This window comes from Psychroflexus planctonicus (assembly GCF_014640195.1).
In the GTDB taxonomy this organism is placed as follows: domain Bacteria; phylum Bacteroidota; class Bacteroidia; order Flavobacteriales; family Flavobacteriaceae; genus Psychroflexus; species Psychroflexus planctonicus.
Genome location: NZ_BMGM01000005.1, coordinates 198,167 through 213,839 on the forward strand (window position 1 = coordinate 198,167; position 15,673 = coordinate 213,839).

General features: G+C 35.4%; 12 protein-coding genes. 11 read left to right on the forward strand and 1 reads right to left on the reverse strand.

What is annotated here, in order from left to right; all coding sequences use genetic code 11:
- Positions 1-87 precede the first annotated feature (87 nt).
- From IEV72_RS06975 to IEV72_RS06995, 5 genes are read left to right on the forward strand one after another with little or no spacing between them, the layout of a single operon-like run.
- Positions 88-1,053, forward strand: coding sequence for a GntR family transcriptional regulator (locus tag IEV72_RS06975; protein WP_229731826.1), 966 nt, complete (start codon positions 88-90; stop codon positions 1,051-1,053).
- Between the two features lies 1 nt (position 1,054).
- A complete protein-coding gene (locus tag IEV72_RS06980) occupies positions 1,055-1,948 on the forward strand; it encodes an aldose 1-epimerase (protein WP_188458383.1) in 894 nt (297 codons plus the stop codon).
- Between the two features lie 15 nt (positions 1,949-1,963).
- On the forward strand, positions 1,964-3,616 hold the full coding sequence (locus IEV72_RS06985) for a sodium/sugar symporter (RefSeq protein ID WP_188458384.1): 1,653 nt from the start codon (positions 1,964-1,966) through the stop codon (positions 3,614-3,616).
- 48 nt (positions 3,617-3,664) lie between these two features.
- Complete coding sequence (gene galK / locus IEV72_RS06990) at positions 3,665-4,813, forward strand: galactokinase (protein WP_188458385.1); 1,149 nt, start codon at positions 3,665-3,667, stop codon at positions 4,811-4,813.
- Positions 4,814-4,824: 11 nt separating this feature from the next.
- Positions 4,825-5,856, forward strand: a complete 1,032-nt coding sequence (locus IEV72_RS06995) for a UDP-glucose--hexose-1-phosphate uridylyltransferase (protein ID WP_188458386.1) — start codon at positions 4,825-4,827, stop codon at positions 5,854-5,856.
- Between the two features lie 353 nt (positions 5,857-6,209).
- Here IEV72_RS06995 and IEV72_RS07000 read toward each other — a convergent pair whose 3' ends face one another.
- On the reverse strand, positions 6,210-7,181 hold the full coding sequence (locus IEV72_RS07000; protein ID WP_188458387.1) for a type I phosphomannose isomerase catalytic subunit: 972 nt from the start codon (positions 7,179-7,181) through the stop codon (positions 6,210-6,212).
- 524 nt (positions 7,182-7,705) lie between these two features.
- Here IEV72_RS07000 and IEV72_RS07005 point away from each other — a divergent pair.
- From IEV72_RS07005 to IEV72_RS07030, 6 genes are all read left to right on the forward strand, one after another.
- The gene (locus tag IEV72_RS07005) at positions 7,706-7,879 is read left to right on the forward strand and encodes a hypothetical protein (RefSeq protein WP_188458388.1); all 174 of its coding nucleotides are present in this window, start codon (positions 7,706-7,708) and stop codon (positions 7,877-7,879) included.
- Positions 7,880-7,881: 2 nt separating this feature from the next.
- Positions 7,882-8,457, forward strand: coding sequence for a cob(I)yrinic acid a,c-diamide adenosyltransferase (locus IEV72_RS07010; RefSeq protein WP_188458389.1), 576 nt, complete (start codon positions 7,882-7,884; stop codon positions 8,455-8,457).
- A gap of 135 nt (positions 8,458-8,592) precedes the next feature.
- Entirely contained in the window at positions 8,593-8,814 is a 222-nt protein-coding gene (locus IEV72_RS07015; RefSeq protein WP_188406666.1) for a DUF2795 domain-containing protein, read from the forward strand.
- 109 nt (positions 8,815-8,923) lie between these two features.
- Positions 8,924-12,289, forward strand: coding sequence for a preprotein translocase subunit SecA (gene secA / locus IEV72_RS07020; protein ID WP_188458390.1), 3,366 nt, complete (start codon positions 8,924-8,926; stop codon positions 12,287-12,289).
- Between the two features lie 17 nt (positions 12,290-12,306).
- Positions 12,307-12,792 carry a DUF4199 domain-containing protein gene (locus tag IEV72_RS07025; RefSeq protein WP_188458391.1) on the forward strand — a complete coding sequence of 162 codons (486 nt, stop codon included), beginning with the start codon at positions 12,307-12,309 and terminating at the stop codon, positions 12,790-12,792.
- 240 nt (positions 12,793-13,032) lie between these two features.
- Positions 13,033-15,660: a T9SS-dependent M36 family metallopeptidase gene (locus IEV72_RS07030; RefSeq protein ID WP_229731827.1), complete on the forward strand. Its 2,628-nt coding sequence runs from the start codon at positions 13,033-13,035 to the stop codon at positions 15,658-15,660.
- Positions 15,661-15,673 lie beyond the last annotated feature (13 nt).

Sequence of the window (15,673 nt, forward strand, 5' to 3'; positions counted from 1 at the left end):
ACCAACCAGTACCTACCAGTTAGTTTTATTGAAATATTAATTTATATTTGCTTTATGAGTTTGGTCAATCTGAATACAAAATCGAGCGTGCCTAAGTACCGGCAAATTGTTTCTTCTATTGAAGAAGCCATTTTGGCGGGAAATTTAAAAAAAGGCGATCAGCTTCCTTCCTTAAATAGCGTCAAAAATAGGCATTCAGTTTCTAGAGACACCGTTTTAGTAGCTTTTAATGAATTAAAAAATCGTGGCATTATTACTTCCCGAGCTGGAAAAGGCTATTTTGTAAGTAGTGAAGAAGTAGCGATTGCACAAAAAATATTCGTATTGTTTGATGAGTTGAACGCCTTTAAAGAAGATTTGTACAATTCTATTATTCAATCTTTTGGCGATCACATTCAAATAGATGTCTACTTTCATCATTTTAATGAAAAAATCTTTTCGCAGATTATTCATGAAAACCTGGGTGATTATAGTTACTATGTGATTATGCCTGCTAACCTTAAAAATACGGAAGTGGCCTTGGCTGAGCTTCAACAAGATAAAGTTTTTATGTTGGACCAAGTGCATCCTGAGCATGCTAATTTTCCGGCAGTGTATCAAAATTTTGAAAAAGATGTTTTTGAAGGGCTTTTTCAACTAAAAAATAAAATTAAAGTCTACAAAAAATTCAATTTAATTTATTCTGAAAACAAGCAACCCAAAGGAATTCTTGACGGGTTTTTGAAATTTTGTACTACCGCTAAAGTTCCTTATCAGATTTTAAATACATTTGAAGCAGAAAGCATTCAAAAAAACGAAGCGTATTTTGTTTTGGAGGACAAGCCGCTGATCCAAATCATCAAACAAATGAAGGCTAATGAATTTGAGTTTGTAAAAGATATTGGAATGATTTCCTATAACGATTCACTTTTAAAAGAAGTGATTGAAGGTGGAATTACCACCATTTCAACCGATTTTAAATTGATGGGAAAACAACTCGCAGAAATGATAAAAAACAATACCCCTAGACGAATTGCCAATACAAGTCAGTTGCGACTTCGAAAATCAATTTAATGTGAAAACAAAAGAACACATCAAGCCCAATTTAGAAGGTGAATTAAGCCTTACAAGTCCTAATGGAAAAATGCAAGCAACATTTTCATTAAAAGAAGGCGGACGCTTGAAATCGCTTCATTACAAAGGCAAAGCTGTTATTGCTGACCCAGAAAATTCTCCATATACCAATCACTTTGCTTCTTCTGTGTTGTTTCCATTTGCAAACCGAATTAAAGATGGAAAATATAATTTTGAAGGAAAAGATTTTCAACTGGATAGCAACGAAAAGGATAGTACAAATGCAATACATGGCCTGATTTACGACAAGCAATTTCAATTAGCTAAGAAGGATACAAATCAAGATAATTCTAGCATTCATTTAGTTTACGAAGAACAAAACCCACCACAGGGTTTTCCTTTTGCCTTTGCAATTGAATTAACGTACAGACTAAACGATAAAAATTTTGAACTGATTATAAAAGTTGAAAATAAAAGTCTTCAAAATTTTCCGTTTACTTTAGGTTGGCATCCTTATTTTGTAGTAACCAACTTAAACCATTGCATGCTAGAGTTTGATAGTTTAAAACGAATTTTATTCAATCAAGAACAAATTACCATTGGCATTACCAACGGATTTGCTCCAAGACCATTTCCTTTGAAAAACCCATATTTAGACGATTGTTTTGTACTTCACGATAAAAAAGTAAGCTTTAAAACTCCTGATTATCAAATAGAATTTAACAACAGTAATCATTCTAAATATTTACAGTTGTATTCACCACCAAATGAAGAACGAATTGCTATTGAACCTATGACTGGAATTTCAGATAGCTTCAACAATAAAAAAGGGATGAAAGTTTTAAATCCAAACGAAATATTTGTAGAAAAGTGGAAAATAAATTTTATAAACTAACCTAAAACCTAACATATGTCAACCAATTTCGAACTCTTAGATTATGTAATATTTATCGGTTACGCCATCCTAATCTTAGGGATTGGACTGTGGGTATCGAGAGATAAAAAAGGCCATCAAAAAACGGCTGAAGATTATTTTTTAGCTAGTAAATCGCTTCCTTGGTGGGCAATTGGTGCTTCTTTAATTGCAGCTAATATTTCAGCAGAACAATTTATCGGCATGTCTGGCTCTGGTTTTGCATCGGGTTTAGCCATTGCTTCTTACGAATGGATGGCCGCCATCACGTTGATTATTGTGGGTAAATATTTCTTGCCTATTTTTATTAAAAAAGGAATTTACACCATTCCTGGGTTTGTAGAAAGTAGGTACTCAACCAACCTAAAAACCATATTAGCTGTTTTTTGGATTGCATTATACGTTTTTGTTAATTTAGCTTCAGTATTGTATTTAGGTGCATTGGCTTTAGAAACCATCATCGGTGTTCCTATGTTGTACGGCGTAATTGGTTTAGCACTATTTTCAGCGGCCTATTCGTTGTATGGTGGATTGTCAGCCGTGGCTTGGACCGATGTTATTCAAGTTGTATTTTTGGTTTTAGGTGGAGTAGTAACCACCTATCTTGCACTCAATACCGTTTCTGGTGGCGATGGTGTTATCGCTGGGTTTAAAGTAATTTACGAAGAAGTACCAGGTCGATTTGAAATGATTCTGGACAAGTCTAATCCAGAATACAAAAACCTACCCGGATTAGGCGTTCTAGTTGGTGGAATGTGGGTTGCTAATTTGTATTATTGGGGGTTCAACCAATACATCATTCAGCGTACTTTGGCGGCTAAATCACTTAAGGAATCGCAGAAAGGAATTTTGTTTGCGGCTTTTCTAAAATTAATTATTCCTGTAATTGTGGTTATCCCCGGAATTGCAGCCTATGTAATCGTAAACGACCCAGAATTACTAGCAAGTTTAGGCGAAATTGGACAGAAAAATTTACCTAGCGTTCAAGAAGCAGACAAAGCTTATCCGTGGTTGCTTCAACTTTTACCTGTTGGTTTAAAAGGCTTAGCTTTTGCTGCACTTTCTGCTGCAATTGTTTCTTCTTTAGCTTCTATGCTGAATTCCACTTCTACCATTTTTACCATGGATATTTACAAGCCTTACATCAATACCAATGCAGATGATAAAACTACGGTAAATGTAGGACGATTATCAGCTGGAGTTGCTTTGGTAATCGGTTGTATTGTAGCGCCACTTTTGGGCGGAATAGATCAAGCTTTTCAATACATCCAAGAATATACTGGTATAGTAAGCCCAGGTATTTTAGCCGTATTTTTACTAGGATTGTTCTGGAAAAAAACAACCAACAAAGCAGCCATTGTGGGTGTATTGAGTTCCATTCCGATAGCCATGTACTTTAAAGTTGGTGCAAAGGAATGGTCAACGCATCCTGCTTTTGTAAATGTTCCATTTTTAGACCAAATGGGCTATACTTTACTATTAACCATGTTGATTATTGCAGTGTATAGTTATATTCAGCATAAAGGCAAAGATGACGAAAAAGGCATTCCGATTACAAAAGAATTGTTTAAAACATCACCCCTATTTAATATTGGTGCGTTTGCTATCATGATTATATTGGTTGTGCTATATGCCATGTTTTGGTCATAATGCAATCATTTTGAAAACTGAAAAAGCAGAGCATCTAAATCATTAGTTATGAAGATAAAACTGATTAGTAATGTAAAAAAGAAGTTTAAAGAACTGTATAATAAAACGGAAGTGATGGTTTTTTCACCTGGAAGAATTAACCTTATTGGCGAACATACAGATTATAACGATGGTTATACTTTTCCTGCGGCGATCAATAAAGGAATTGCTTTAGCTATAGCAAAAACAGATAAAGAAACATCAACCGCATTTGCTTTAGACAAAGATGAAAGCTACTCCTTTTCTTTGAAAGAAGTGAAACCCTTAAACAAAGGTGGTTGGCGAAATTACATTTTAGGGGTAGTTGGTGAGCTTCAAAAAAAAGGAATTGAGCTTGGGAATTTCAATCTTGTTTTTTCAGGAAATATTCCAGGTGGTGCGGGAATGTCTTCTTCTGCTGCTTTAGAAAACAGCGTGGTTTTTGCCTTAAACGAATTGTTTCAATTGAATTTGAGCAAAAACGAAATGATATTGATTTCGCAAAAAGCAGAGCATAATTTTGCCGGTGTACATTGTGGAATTATGGATCAATATGCCAGTATGTTCGGCGAAAAGAAAAGTGCATTATTGATGGATTGCCGAAGCATTTCTTCGGAAGCATTTCAAATTGATTTTAAAGAATACAAACTATTGCTTATCAATACCAACGTAAAACACAATCTATCTGAAAGTGCTTACAACAATCGAAGGTTGGTGTGTGAAAAAGTGTCTGAAATGTTGAAAGTTCCTGCCTTAAGAGATGCAACAGAGCAAGGTTTGATGCGTATCAAAAATCAACTTAAAGAAGAAGATTTTCAGAAAGCCTTGTACGTTATTCAAGAAAACAAACGGGTGAGAGCATTTACCGCTGCAGTAGAAAATAACGACATTAAAACCATTGGCGAATTGTTGTATCAATCGCATGAAGGTTTAAGTGAACAATACCAAGTGAGTTGTGCTGAATTGGACTTTTTGGTTGGTTTTGCAAAAACTTCATCTGCAGTTATCGGAGCAAGAATGATGGGTGGCGGTTTTGGTGGTTGCACCATTAATTTGGTGCATAAAAAGCAACTTAAAAACTTCAAAAAAGAAGTAAGTCAGGCTTTTAAAGAAGCATTTAATAAAGATTGCTCCATTTACAAAGTCAAGCTTTCTAAAGGAACCTATTTAGTAGACTAAAACACGAAATCATGAATACAGATTTACAAGATTTTTCGCACAGAAGATATAATATTTTAACCGGAGAATGGGTGTTGGTTTCTCCACATCGAACCAAAAGGCCTTGGCAAGGCAAACAAGAAGAAGTAGCTAACGAAGCGAGACCTGCACACGACCCTGATTGTTATTTATGTGCTGGAAATACACGTATTAATGGCGAAGTAAATCCAGATTACAAAGACGTATTTGTATTTACTAATGATTTTGCTGCTCTACAATCAGACACCAAAGAATTTAAAGTTAATGATGGCTTGCTTCTAGCAGAAAGTGAAAGCGGTATTTGCAAAGTCATCTGTTTTAGTCCAGACCACTCCAAAAGCCTTCCTGATATGGCAGTTGAAGACATTACAAAAGTGGTAAAAGCCTGGCAAAAAGAATATAAAGAATTGGGTTCAGAAGCTCATATTAATCACGTTCAAATTTTCGAAAATAAAGGTGCGGTCATGGGTTGTAGCAATCCACATCCGCATGGTCAAATATGGAGCCAATCTACCATTCCAAATGAAGCTGCTAAGAAACATAAACATCAAGCCAAATACTATCAAAAAAACAAGCGTAGTTTATTAGGCGATTATTTAAAACAAGAATTGAAATTACAAGAGCGTATTATTTACGAAAATGATCATTTTGTTGTACTTGCTCCATTTTGGGCAGTATGGCCATTTGAAGTAATGATTACTCCAAAAAAACACTACCAGAGCATATTAGACTTATCTGAAGAAGAAGCTATGGCGTATGCGGAAGCAATTTCGGTTTTAACCAAAGCTTACGATCAATTATTCAATTGTTCGTTTCCCTATTCAGCGGGAATTCATCAAGCGCCAACCAACGGTGAAGCAAATGAACACTGGCATTGGCACATGAGTTTTTATCCACCACTTTTACGCAGCGCAACCGTGAAGAAATTTATGGTAGGCTACGAAATGTTTGGAACCCCACAACGCGATATTACAGCTGAGCAAGCTTGTGAAAGATTGAAAAAGTTAACCGCCATTATTCACTGATTTTAATAATCTTGTTGTTTTTGGCGGTTAACCCCGATTTAGAAAAACTCAAATTTGAGGCACGAAAATTCTAGTTTTTCTTAGTCGCTACAAGGCGTAAATACTTTTTGAATGAATATTACGGGCTAATCTAATAAGCTCCATTTTTTTAACTAACCTACTATTTTCAAATAGTTTGCTGTGGTCTCATATTGTATAGCCTTCAGTGATGTACATCATTGCAATATGAAAAATTACTGTGTTTTATACAATAGCCTGTAAGCGTAGATGTTAAACAATGTTATTATGCTTTACTTCTTTCGTAACATTATACAGCTTTGAAGTCACTGACTTCGCAGAGCAAATAATTGAACTTAATAATAGATTTCTAAAACTTCAGCTTCTTTATCTACATTCAATTGAACTTGATCGATACAAGCGGGAAGTAATATGGTTTCTCCCATTTGTAGACTGTACGAAGTGTTATTCACCATTAGATCAATTGAACCGCTGATACACATATAAATGACAAATGAATCTAAATGGCTGTAGTCTTTTTCTAAGCTATCTTTTATAGGCAAGTAATTGGTCTTAAAATACGGAGAATGCACCAACTTATTAGAAATATTTACCACCTGTTTATAATCTGTCTTATACTTGCTATGCACTTCAAAATCAATGGCATCTATGGCTAAATTGTTGTGTAAATCTCGTTTAGCACCTGTTTTTTTATCCACTCGGTTGTAATCGTAAATACGGTAGGTTACATCAGAAGTTTGTTGAATTTCCGCTAACAAAACACCAGCTCCAATGGCATGAACTCTTCCTGTTGGGATGTAAAACGTATCTCCTTTTTGTACATTTTCGTGATGCATTACATCGAGAATGGTATTGGCTTTGAGATGCTCGTTGTATGTATTTTTGTTCAATTTTTCATCAAAACCAACGATAAGCTCTGCATCTTCATCGGCTTGCATGACATACCACATTTCATTTTTCCCAAAAGATTGATGTCTTTTTCTGGCCATTTCATCGCTAGGATGCACTTGAATTGACAATGGTGTTTTGGCATCTATAAACTTGATAAGCAAAGGAAATTCATTTCCAAATTTTTCGTAAACGGACTGCCCCACCAAATCACCTTTATATTTGTCGATGAGTTGCTTCAGATTCATCCCTTGTAAAGGACCATCTGCTACTTTGGTTTCGTCGCCTTCAACATCAGAAATTTCCCAGGATTCACCGCAATTTTCAGTATTAAATCCTTTGTTTAAAACAGTATCTAATTTATTGCCTCCCCAAATTCTGTATTTGGAGATGGGTGTAAATTTGAGTGGGTACAGCATTGAAATAGATTTAAAATTGAAATTGAATTATTTGTTCAAACAATGTCATTTAGAAAAGCCTCATTATAGAAGCCATAAAAGTAATGATTATGGTGTTGAACTTAAAATTTACTAGTTGATTAAATTATTAAAAAAACACCTTTCAACTAATTTGGACTATACAAAGCTTTATTCTTTTTTGTAGGCCACTTTTGTTTTTATAGCGTTTCCATTTGATGGTTTTTCTTCTATATTTTGCTTCATCGAGTTGGTCTTGCATCCAAGTATTTAAATAAGGCTTATCTGCTCTATTTAGAAAAGCATCCAGCACATAATCATTAGTTTTTTCTTTTTTTCTGCTTTTCTCAAATATTTCTTTTAATATTTATATCGACTCACGTTTATTTAAAATAAAAAAACTGAGATTCATTTTCTGAGAATTATCTTTAATTTATTGAATGACTTTTTTATTTCAGCTGGATTCAAATTTTGAAAACTCAAAGATTCTACTATCTTTATGATTCAGATTTAAATTAACTTTTGAAATGTTAGAAGAAATTTCAGCAGAAATCCAACTTATTTTTGTCATCATTGTTATCGCAATACTTTTTGTTTTGGTTTTATGGAATAACAAGCGAAACCGAAAAAAACGTTTTGATCGCGAACAGAGAAACTTCAGAAAAAACATTCACGAGAAAAGAAAAAATAGAAAACGCTAGAAATGAAAATATATACTAAAACAGGAGATAAAGGTACTACTGCCCTATTTGGCGGTACTCGAGTTCCCAAATCGCATTTGCGAATCGATGCCTACGGAACGGTAGACGAATTAAATTCGCACATCGGATTGGTAAAAGACACTTATGAAAATAAAGATGTAAAAAATCTTTTAAACCGAATACAAGATCGATTATTTACCATCGGAGCTATTCTTGCCACCGATCCCGAAAAAGCAAAACTAAAAAATGGTAAAGAACGTTTAACCATTCCAAAAATTAGTCAAGAAGACATTGAAAAATTGGAACAAGAGATTGACCAAATGAATGAAAGCTTGCCCGAAATGACACATTTTATTTTACCTGGTGGTCACCCGAGTGTTTCCAACTGCCACATTACCCGTTGTGTTTGTCGGAGAGCTGAACGATTAGCAACAGCGCTATATAATCTCGAACCATTCGATGAAGAAGTTTTGCAGTACCTCAACCGACTTTCGGATTACTTATTTGTCCTCGCTCGCAAAATTAGTCAAGATGTTGATGCTGAAGAAGTAAAATGGATACCCGAAAAGACTAAATAAAACACTACATAACAGGACAAAAAAAGGCAAAACACCCTAAAATACAGAGATTTGACTTAACTTTTAAATTAATGTAATTTTAGTTGACATTTACCGCAAAAAAATTACATTTGCAAAAATTATAATTTACGTAAAATGTACTGGACATTAGAATTAGCTTCGTACTTGAGTGACGCTCCTTGGCCGGCAACTAAAGATGAATTGATAGATTACGCAATTCGAACTGGAGCTCCATTAGAAGTGGTAGAAAACCTTCAGTCTATTGAAGACGAAGAAGACACATACGATTCTATGGATGAAATTTGGCCGGATTATCCTACAGATGAAGATTACCTCTGGAACGAAGACGAATATTAAAGAATTTACAAATACAAAGCTATAAAGTCTCACTTCGAGACTTTTTTTTTTCATTACCTTTGGCAAGCTGATTTATTTTCAGCTAAAGCACTATAAAATTGCATCCAATATGGGATTATTAGACTCCGTTTTAAAAATATTTGTTGGTGATAAATCAAAAAAAGATGTAAAAGCTCTTGAACCTATCATCAATAAAATAAGATCGTTTGAAGATGAATTTGAAAAATTTAGCCTAGACGAACTAAGGAATAACACTACTCGATTTAAACAAAAAATTGCAGAAGCTACAGCAGAACTGAATAAGCAAGTTGAAGAACTTTCTGAAAAAGCTGAAAACGCAAAAGATATTGTTGAAAAAGAAGACATCTACGCAGAAATTGATGCTTTAGAAGAACAAATCTATGATGCTTCAGAAAAAGTATTAGAAGAAATTTTACCCGAAGCTTTTGCCACGGTAAAAGAGACCGCAAAACGCTTTTTTCATAACACCGAATTAGAAGTAGAAGCTAACGAATTTGATCGTACACTTTCTGCTTCAAAAGATTATATCAAGTTAAACGGAGAAAAAGCCATTTGGAAAAATTCGTGGAACGCCGCAGGGAAAGAAGTAACCTGGGATATGATTCATTACGATGTGCAGCTAATCGGTGGTTTGGCGCTTCATCAAGGAAAAATTGCAGAAATGCAAACCGGTGAAGGTAAAACTTTGGTAGCAACTCTACCTGTTTACTTAAACGCTCTAACCGGAAAAGGAGTTCACTTGGTAACCGTGAACGATTACCTAGCCAAACGGGATAGTTTGTGGATGGCACCTTTATTCGAATTTCATGGAATGCGCGTAGATTGTGTAGATTATTACAAACCCAATTCGCAAGAACGTCGCGATGCCTACAACGCAGATATTACCTACGGTACCAACAACGAGTTTGGTTTTGATTACCTACGAGACAACATGAGCCACTCACCAAAAGATTTGGTGCAACGCAAACCCAATTATGCCATTGTAGATGAAGTAGATTCTGTGTTAATTGATGATGCACGAACTCCGTTGATTATTTCTGGTCCTGTGCCTAAAGGAGATGTTCATGAATTTGAAGTACTTAAACCACAGATTAATAAAATTGTGGAAGCTCAACGCGCTTACCTTACTGGCGTTTTAGCAGAAGCCAAAAAGTTAATTAAATCTGGCGATACAAAAGAAGGTGGATTTAAATTACTTCGGGTGTTTAGAGGTTTGCCTAAAAACAAAGCTTTAATTAAATTTTTAAGTGAAGAAGGCGTAAAACAATTGCTTCAAAAAACCGAAAACTACTACATGCAGGACAACAATCGGGAAATGCATAAAGTAGATGAAGAATTGTATTTCGTGATTGAAGAAAAAAGCAATCAAATTGATTTAACCGATAAAGGAGTAGAATTCCTTTCAGGGAAAGAAGATCCAGACTTCTTCGTAATGCCAGAAATCGGTGTTGAAATTGCTAAAATTGAAAATGAAAACTTTCCTAAGGAAGAAGAAATTTCAAAAAAAGAAGAATTATACCGAGAGTTTAGCGTAAAAAGCGAACGCATTCACACCTTACGCCAATTGCTAAAAGCTTACACTTTATTCGAAAAAGACACCGAATATGTCGTGATGGAAAACAAGGTGAAAATAGTTGACGAGCAAACCGGCCGTATTATGGATGGTCGCCGTTATAGCGATGGACTTCATCAAGCTATTGAAGCCAAAGAAAACGTAAAAATTGAAGATGCAACCCAAACTTTTGCAACGGTTACGCTTCAAAATTATTTCAGAATGTACCGTAAACTTTCAGGAATGACGGGTACAGCGGTTACAGAAGCAGGAGAATTCTGGGAAATTTACAAACTAGATGTTGTTGAAATCCCAACCAACAAACCCATTGCGCGAGACGATAAACAAGACATGGTTTTTAAAACCAAACGTGAAAAATACAATGCCATTATAGATGAAGTAGTTGGACTTTCTAAAGCAGGAAGACCTGTTTTAATTGGTACAACTTCTGTTGAAATTTCGGAACTGCTAAGCCGAATGTTGAAAATAAGAAGCATCAATCACAACGTATTGAATGCCAAATTGCATAAACGAGAAGCAGATATTGTTGCTGAAGCAGGTAATGCAGGCATTGTTACTATTGCTACCAACATGGCTGGTCGTGGTACCGACATTAAATTGTCTGACGAAGTTAAAAAAGCAGGCGGACTTGCCATTATTGGTACAGAACGCCACGATTCTAGACGTGTAGACAGACAGCTACGTGGTAGAGCGGGACGTCAGGGAGATCCAGGAAGTTCACAATTTTATGTGTCCTTAGAAGACAACTTGATGCGTTTATTTGGTTCAGAACGTATTGCTAAATTAATGGACAGAATGGGATTACAGGAAGGCGAAGTAATTCAACATTCCATGATTTCAAAATCCATTGAACGTGCTCAACGTAAGGTAGAAGAAAACAACTTTGGTATTCGTAAGCGATTGTTGGAATACGATGATGTAATGAATGCTCAAAGAGAAGTGATTTATAAACGCCGTTACAACGCGCTTTTCGGAGAACGCCTTCGCATTGATATTGCCAACATGATTTTTGATACGGCAGAATCCATCACCGAAAGCAACAAAGTGGCTAACGACTATGAAAACTTTGAGTTTGAGAGCATCCGTTTTTTCTCGATAGAGCCACCGCTTACTAAGGAAGAGTTCGAAAAAATGCAGCCGCAAAAAATTGCGGGTCAGTTGTATAAAGCAGCTTATCAAAACTACGAAGAAAAAATGCTGCGTAATGCAGAAGTTGCTTTTCCAGTAATTAAGCAAGTTTACGAAGAACATGGAGAGCGATTTGAGCGCATTGCCGTTCCGTTTACAGACGGTACGAAAACATTACAAGTAGCCACCAATCTTAAAAGTGCGTACGAAAGCGAAGGAAAAGAATTGGTAACCGATTTTGAAAAGAACATTACCTTAGCCATTATAGACGAAGCTTGGAAAAATCACTTGCGCAAAATGGACGAACTGAAGCAAAGTGTTCAGTTAGCGGTTCACGAACAAAAAGATCCTTTGCTTATCTATAAATTTGAAGCATTTGAACTCTTTAAAGTCATGTTAGATGAAGTAAATAAAGATGTCATTTCCTTTTTGTTTAAAGGGGAAATTCCACAGCGTGATTCTGCAAATATTCAAGAAGCAAGAAGTCAACGGCCAAAAGAACAAATACAAACGCGTAAGGAAGAAGTCCAGAATTTAGATGAACAAGCAGCACAAAATAGAGCTGCTGGACAACAAGCTGGAGGCTCTCGACCTCAAGTAACCGAAACCATTACAAGAGAGCAACCCAAGATTGGTAGAAACGATAAAGTTACTATCAAAAACGTGACCAATGGCGAAGAAAAAGTAGTAAAGTATAAACAAGCTTTACCTTTAATTCAGAAAGGAGAATGGGTGCTTACTAAACACAATTAAACTAAAATTATAGCATTTTGAAAAAGTTTGAAATCGAATTCAAATGGGCTTTGTATTTTACAGCTTTCAATATGTTGTGGCTCTCTTTAGAGAAGTTTTTAGGTTGGCATGATGAGCTTATTCAAATGCACATTATGTACAGTTTACTCATAATTTTCCCTCAAGCTCTTTTTTATTATTTAGCGTTACGTGAAAAGAAATTCAAGTATTATAAGGGAAAAATAAATTGGCAACAAGCTTTTTTATCTGGTGGAATTTTATCTGTAATTATCGCTGGACTTTCTCCAGCAACAATCTATTACATGAACACTTTCCTTTCGCCAGAGTTTATAGATTTAGCAATAGAACGCTACGTTATTAGTGGCGGCAAAGAAGCTTCAGCTAAAAACTTCCATAGCTTAGAAGCCTACATTAAAAACGCTATTTTATTCAATGTTTCAATTGGAATAGTTATTTCTGGTATTGTAGCGCTTCTTATCAAAACTAAAGAAACAGAAAAGTAATTTTTTAATCTAATAATTAGATTTGTAAGCAATTGGCAGTCAATTAACAAAATGCATAATAGATGTTTTGCAAAAACTTCTAATAAGAACGTTTTAAACAGTAATTACATTTAATATTTGCATCTTCAATACTTTACCAATAAGTTTAAACAATTTACAAATGTTAAAATATTAGGTGTTTTAAGCACTTGTTCTTTGTAAAACTTGACTTATGTAGTATTTTGGAGAAAATTATACTAAATGATTATAAAAAAACTACTCCTAATTTGCATGTGTGTTTGCACATTAACTTCGGTCAACGCACAAAATTTTGAAAATAGTATAGAAGCTAAATTACGCTTAGAAGTAGCGGAGGGAAGTTTCAACGAAGAAGATGTTTCCAACTTTGAAATAGATTCTTATCATTATGCAAAAAGCACCAATACCAACAACGTTTATGTAATACAAAAATACAATAACGTTCCTATATTTAATGCAATTGGTGTTTTTGCTATTAGAAATCAAGATGTGCTGCATTTTTCAAACTCATTTGAAGCTAACTTAAAAGATAAGGTAAATGGGTTGTTGGCAAACATTTCACCAGCAGAAGCTATTCATTCAGCTGCAACTCAACTTGGCTTAGAAAGCCCGACTAATTTGAATGTAATCAATACAAGAAGTAGTTCACATTTTTTATTCAATACAGGAGATATCTCATTTGAAGATATACCCGTAAAACTAGTTTACCAAAAAATTGCTAAAACTGGACAACTTCACTTGGCTTGGGATCTTTCTATTCACGCAAAAAACAGTGAAGATTGGTGGAGTGTTCGAGTAGATGCTCAAAGTGGAGAAATAATTAGCCGACACAATTGGACATTAACTTGCAGTCAAAATCATGAACACCAAACCAAAGTACCAACTGAAAAAAATATTCAATTTCAAGCCAAAAAGTTAGCAGAAACTGCTTACCAAAACTTTACAGGTACAACTGATGGTGCGCAATACAATGTGTTTCCCTTTCCGGTTGAATCTCCGAATCACGGAGTACGAAGCTTAGAAGTAGACCCAGCTGATGAAAATGCTTCTCCTTTTGGTTGGCATGACACAGATGGTATTGCAGGAGCTGAATTTACCATAACTAGAGGCAATAATGTTTGGGCGCAGGAAGATAGAGCTGGAACAAATGCAGTTGGTCACGCTCCAGATGGTGGCGATGATTTAATTTTCGATTTTGCTTTAGATTTAAATGCACCACCAACCACTTATGAAGACGCTGCTATTACCAATTTATTTTATTGGAATAACGTAATGCATGATGTTTTGTACCAATACGGTTTTGATGAAGCAGCTGGAAATTTTCAAGAAACCAACTATACATCAGAAGGTGAAGGAAATGACTTTGTTTATGCAGATGCGCAAGATGGCGCAGGAGTAAACAACGCTACTTTTGGTACTCCGCCAGATGGAAACAATCCATCCATGACAATGTATTTGTGGAATCCACCAGGACCTGTAAATGCTCCACTTACTATAGAAAGTCCTGCTTCAATAGCAGGAGACATTAACGGTGATGAAGCTAGTTTTGGTCCAGCACTAACAGCCACGCCTATTACAGAAGATTTGGTTTTGGTAGAAGATAGTAGCTTCTTTCCGCCCGATTATTTAGCTTGTGAAACACTTACAAATTCAGCTAATATCAATGGAAAAATTGCACTTATCAGAAGAGGCGAATGTACTTTTGTTTCTAAAGTTCAAAAAGCTCAAGACGCAGGTGCATTAGCCGTTATCGTGGTTAATAATGAAGGTGGAGACACTTTCAATATGGGAGGAACGAGTAACACAATTAATATTCCTTCAATTATGATTAGTCAAGCTGACGGAGAAGCATTAATTTCAGAAATTGAAGACGGAACAACTATAAATGCAACTTTAGTTAACAATGGACCATTCATGATCGATGGCGATTTTGACAATGGAATTATTGCTCATGAGTTTGGTCATGGTGTTTCCACACGATTAACCGGTGGTAAATTTCAAGCTGATTGTCTTTTTAATGCAGAGCAAATGGGTGAAGGTTGGAGTGATTTTATTGGCTTGCTAATGACCATGAAAACTTCAGATTTAGCTGCAGATGGTCGAGGTTATGGAACATACGCAATATCTCAAGAAACAAGTGGCGGTGGTATTCGTCCAACTCAATACTCAACTGATACTAGTATAAATCCGTTTACCTATAATATTACCAATAATGCCAACATAACTCAACCTCACGGAATTGGTTATGTATGGGCACAAATGTTATGGGATATGACTTGGGCTTTGATAGATGAATATGGTTTTGATCCTGACTTATACAATGGTACCGGCGGAAATAACATTGCTTTACAATTGGTAACAGATGGTTTAAAGCTTCAATCTTGTAGCCCAGGATTTGTAGATGGAAGAGATGCCATTTTAATGGCAGATGAATTGGCTTTCGATGGAGCTAACCAATGTTTAATTTGGCAAACTTTTGCAGATCGTGGTTTAGGATGGAGTGCAGACCAAGGTGATGCTGACGACCGTTCAGACCAAATTGAAGCCTTCGATATGCCACCAACTGATGAATTGGACTGTGAAACCTTTAGCAATGAAACTTTTGGTACAGAAGAATTCAAAATGTGGCCCAATCCAGCTGAAAATATAGTCAACATTCAAGTTGGTTTAAATGCTACTGGAGATGTAGGTATTTCAATTTACAACATCAATGGTAAAAAAGTAGCTAGCTTTGAAAAAGATGCTTCACAAGAAATTCAATTGAATATAGATGAATTAAATGCTGGTGTTTACCTTGTAAAAGTAACTTCAAATGAAGCTACCTTCACTAAAAAATTATTGGTAAAATAAATTTTCATTTCAG